This window comes from Virgibacillus sp. AGTR (genome assembly GCF_016919725.2).
Lineage (GTDB): Bacteria > Bacillota > Bacilli > Bacillales > Amphibacillaceae > Virgibacillus > Virgibacillus salarius.
Genome location: NZ_JAJERH010000129.1, coordinates 1 through 4384 on the forward strand (window position 1 = coordinate 1; position 4384 = coordinate 4384).

Here is a 4384-nt window from a genome sequence, read left to right on the forward strand (position 1 = left end):
ACTATAAAAAAGTTTAAAAATTTTTTTATGATCATATCCGTTTTAGGACTAGTTGGCTTACTTTTAGTTGGCTACCTGATATTTATATTTTGGCCAGGTATTTTGATGCCCCAAATTTTTTAATACAAAAAGAGGCTAACTATATAAAGTCAATATTTTTAGCGACAAAAATGAATATTTCTTTCTTATAAGCTTGATGATTTAGGAGTTTTTTAAGGTTCTAAGTCAAATGTTGGGGGTGAGCTAACGCTCACTCCTTCTTTATGCGACTCGCCCATTTATATTTTTATATTGATGATGTAATAATACTCTCATTCGAAACCGATCAAAACGCCGATATGCTTCTTTTAATTGATATGCCATCCGCAATATATCCGACATTTTTAAGTAACATTCCAGATACCAGCGTTGCTTCTCAGTTAAGGTTTCGTGCTCCTTATTAAATACGTGCTTCATTCGCTTACACTTTTTACGGTCATAGTCGCTAAATTGCTTTTGTTCTTTTCTCCTTACACGTTCAAGAGCCCAATAAATATGCCGGCAAGACTTCAAAGATAGTCCAAATTTATATGGGCAACTGAAAAGTAAAAAAGAATTTGCTAATCAAGGGGGCAAGTATCTCGCCGTCGATTGGCAGAATCATGAAAGAACAAGGACTTGTTTCAAAGTATACGGTTGCGCAATATAAACCTAAAAAAACGACAGTAAATGAATCTGAAATTGGAAATTACTTTAAACCGAGAATTCCAACAAGATAAAGCATTAATAGTAGTTGTGAGTGATTTAACATATGTTCGAGTGCAACAAAAATGGCACTATTTATGTGTATTAGAGGAAGTGAGTTTAAAAATAAGCTTATTGATGAAGCATTAAATACGTTTGGTATTGAGAGATTATTAAGTGAGGTACACCTTATACAATGCAGTAGCTGAAGCAACATTCAAAACGATTAAAACGCAATTCGTTAGTAGCAGAGTCTTTACTAGCCAAAGAGCTAATCGAAACGGAAAATAAAAAAGCACAGGTCTCCATCCTTGTGCTTTTTACACTTTGTGCCTCTTACGTCATTGTCCACGGAGTATACCCGTGTTTGTACTGGTTGTTCCTTTTTCCTTATAAAAAACCTCTACACCATACGGTCTGTCGGGTAGCTGCGCTGTGTAATCATCCCGCAATAACCCGAACGCTAGTACCGATATAATGACCACGAAGAACATCACAGCAATGAACTGAATGGGGGCCATGTTCCGTTGGATCTCTCGTCGTTGTCCATACACCTGCATACGGCTCGGAAGGGGGACGGATGGCGTCGCTTCCGCCACTTCCGGTTGCTTAATCAAATGTTTGATCAATTTTCCCAGTAAGTTATATCTCTTTTTATTTCTTTCGACTTTCTTAACTGATCCATTAGCAACTCGCGTAGTTTTTAATCGTGTAGACACGCGGGTTCTGGTGCTCGGATTAACCGATTGATTTCTTGTGGAAACTGTACGTCTCGGTTTATGTATATCCGGCGAACCCGTCTCTTTTACCTGATATTCTCTTTTATCTCTGATTGACTCTTTCGGTATGTCTTTGGTGATAGTATTCGTGCCTCTGGTACTCCTCGTACTCCTGGTACTTCTTGTAGAAGGTCGGTCTGGACGGACTACCTGTGCGACTGCCATGCGCATCACCCCTTTTTCCTATGTGACCCACGAATGTTCCCCATGCAGATCTATCTCACCCCGTTATTGCACAAGCGACGAATCGAATCCGTCATCAGTAACGTAACCATCAATACTCCAGATGTTTTTCTGTTCAGCTTTGGCCTGTGACTCAGCTTCCTTAAATGATTCCAGGTATTTGTATTCGGATCAGAGACGTCTAATCGAGCCAATCCACCTTCAAGCAGTAATTTATTGAAGTTCACATTTTCTACACCATTTTTTATCCAAGTATAACCGAGTGTACGGTCATGCTTATCATTCTGTATTTCGGCACGCTCTAACCGTACCGACACACCTTCCAGCATATTTTTCGTGAAAATATTACAATCACGACAAAAAGGGATGCGAAACGCCCCCCCTTTCGTACGCTATTTCGCTTTTACTGTCTGTTTTTTAGAGCCAGATGCGGTCTGACGCAAGCGCTGGGCCACCTGATACAATCCTTGGACGTTTAAGAACCGGGAGAAATCACTATCCAGGTATACAATCGGAAGTAAGTTGTCATCACCGAATTCTGCAACGCGACTTTGCAGTTTTTCAAATAGGCTCCATTCCAGCGGTGTTGCACCACCACCGAAGACGAAAATGACTTCGATAAAACCACCAACACGACTGAATACCTTACTTGTTTCACCCGAAACTACGTCACCGAAACGGTTCTCCTCGGACTGGTTTACTTCTTTCACATGTGTCCACTTTCGCTTCGTGAACGGTGATGGCTCATTATGTAGGAACTCAGAAAGTTCTTTACGTGACTTATACGGATACCCTTCCTCCTGCAACTTCGAAAGCGTAGATTCGAGTACCGAGCCGTACCCCTGGATCATCGTCGAGCTGGCATCGGCATTGAATCTCCCGTTTGAGAAGACCGCAAAGTCAATCGTTCCTTCTCCGATGTCGATACCAAGCGTATTTTTCGCACTGACCAAATCTTTTCCTGTAATCCCGTCAAGTTCCCCATTCGGAAATCGTTTCACAGCTTCACGACGGATCATTTCAAGAAATGCATCTTTTGCGAGCATCAAGCCATACTGGGCACTTTCGCCTTCATTGGCGACGTATGCGTGCTCAAACATTATCTCAACATGCACCGGACGTTCGAAGTTATGAAACGTGACAATATGTGGTGCACCATCGTTTACGTATTTCTGAAGATATGCTTTGGCGTGACGTTTGTACTCACCAATCGGGAGAGCCGTTGCCATATCCGCCTTTACCTTCAGTTTGGATGCTGGCAGTTTTTCGTTTTTCTCGTAATAATCTTGCAGTCGGTCCGCAGCAATAGTCGCAAGTGCAAGCACACCAGACAGATCTACTTCGGATTTACCAATACGAGCAAATACATCGAATTCTTCGAGATTTAACCCTGACTTTAAGGCACGCTCTCCGAATAAACGTCGCTCTGTCGAACGGACGAGTGGGCTGGAGAAGCTCACATCCATCTGATTAATGATGTCCTTCATAAATGTACCGACTTCGTCTTCTGCAATCGGTGTATGGTGCGCGGTGTTAAATTGTTTTACGGCAATTGACGGGAAGACTCGCACCAGACCGTTAATGTTCGCTTTTACATATCCATTTCCTAAATCTAACCCGGCTACAATAGGTTGTCCTGCCATCGTACATCTACTCCTTTTCGTAACTTAAATCGTGAACATTCACGTTTTATCTGTTTATTTGTTGAACATACTTCCTGTGTCCTGGAACATGACAGCGATAGGATCATACTCAGGCTCGTCTTCTTTATCCTCACCAGTGGTTTCAGCCGTCGTGTTTACATTGTCAGACGACATTTCATCGTCACTATTAGATTCATGTTGAACAATCAATTGAACGTCCTCTGGCTCAGATTCAAACTCCACTTCCTGTTCCAGTTCTTTAGGGGTGTTTTTATCGTAATCACCAGCATCCTTCAGGACCTCTTTACGGACCGGCTTTGTTGGTGTTGTTTGCAGTTCAGTCTCATTATAAAGGGTCTCGCGCTGGTTCAGGTGTGACTTGATAACGTCGCCTTCGCCGTATTTACGGATTGCATCCACGATAATGAGCTGCAAACTCGTACCGAGATCCGTCTGTGAATCTAACCAAGATACGATTTTCTTGGAATCCGGTTCCCAGAATGAGCGCCGTTTACGTTTTTTCTCGCTCACGACTCTCCCCCTCCTTTACTTTCCATTTTGTTATCTTTTTTGCGTTCACTTAGTACCGACTCAATTAATTTATCAGCACCCTCCCCATAAACATCTCGCAATTGTTGAAGGGTCTGCGAAATCAACGTGGTCTGCCCTTTATCCTTATCTAATAATGCTTGGGCATGTTGAGAATATTTAACAAGCCGAGCATACTCCGTTAATTTACGGGCGTATCCAAACCGGACAGCATCAATCGGTGTTTCCCCACTCGCAATTCGTGAGAGCGTCGATTCGGAAATACCGACGTCTTTACTGATTTTGTACCGAGTGATGTTACTTTCATGAAACAACCATTCAATTAAACGGCTATCTGCGTCTGTCATAGTTACATTCACCTGCTTTATATTTCGTAATACGACTGTACACCCAGTATATCACGATACTTTCATGCATGCAAGTAAATGTCGCATATTATACCTATTTAATATGTTTATCGTATGACATGGTATACGTATATCATAAAAATACTCATTGGGGCACAAC

At 42.0% G+C, this 4384-nt stretch carries 4 protein-coding genes and 2 pseudogenes; 1 reads left to right on the top strand and 5 read right to left on the bottom strand.

The annotated features are described in order from the left end of the window. Positions 1-333: 333 nt before the first annotated feature. Positions 334-543, bottom strand: a pseudogene (locus JUJ52_RS22545) (transposase); the annotation flags it as partial. Between the two features lie 4 nt (positions 544-547). On the opposite strand from JUJ52_RS22545, the pseudogene JUJ52_RS22550 reads away from it, so the two are divergent. Continuing rightward, positions 548-993, top strand: a pseudogene (locus JUJ52_RS22550) (transposase family protein); the annotation flags it as partial. A 724-nt stretch (positions 994-1717) separates the two neighbouring features. On the opposite strand, the gene JUJ52_RS22555 reads toward JUJ52_RS22550, so the two are convergent. The 4 genes from JUJ52_RS22555 to JUJ52_RS22570 are packed head-to-tail and all read right to left on the bottom strand — an operon-like array spanning position 1718 to position 4224. Next, positions 1718-2053 carry a thermonuclease family protein gene (locus JUJ52_RS22555; RefSeq protein WP_228089207.1) on the bottom strand — a complete coding sequence of 112 codons (336 nt, stop codon included), beginning with the start codon at positions 2051-2053 and terminating at the stop codon, positions 1718-1720. 24 nt (positions 2054-2077) lie between these two features. Then, complete coding sequence (locus JUJ52_RS22560; RefSeq protein WP_228089204.1) at positions 2078-3328, bottom strand: ParM/StbA family protein; 1251 nt, start codon at positions 3326-3328, stop codon at positions 2078-2080. 54 nt (positions 3329-3382) lie between these two features. Continuing rightward, complete coding sequence (locus JUJ52_RS22565; protein WP_228089205.1) at positions 3383-3859, bottom strand: hypothetical protein; 477 nt, start codon at positions 3857-3859, stop codon at positions 3383-3385. Beyond that, positions 3856-4224, bottom strand: a complete 369-nt coding sequence (locus JUJ52_RS22570; RefSeq protein WP_228089206.1) for a hypothetical protein — start codon at positions 4222-4224, stop codon at positions 3856-3858. Before JUJ52_RS22570 ends, JUJ52_RS22565 begins: the two co-directional genes overlap by 4 nt. Positions 4225-4384 lie beyond the last annotated feature (160 nt).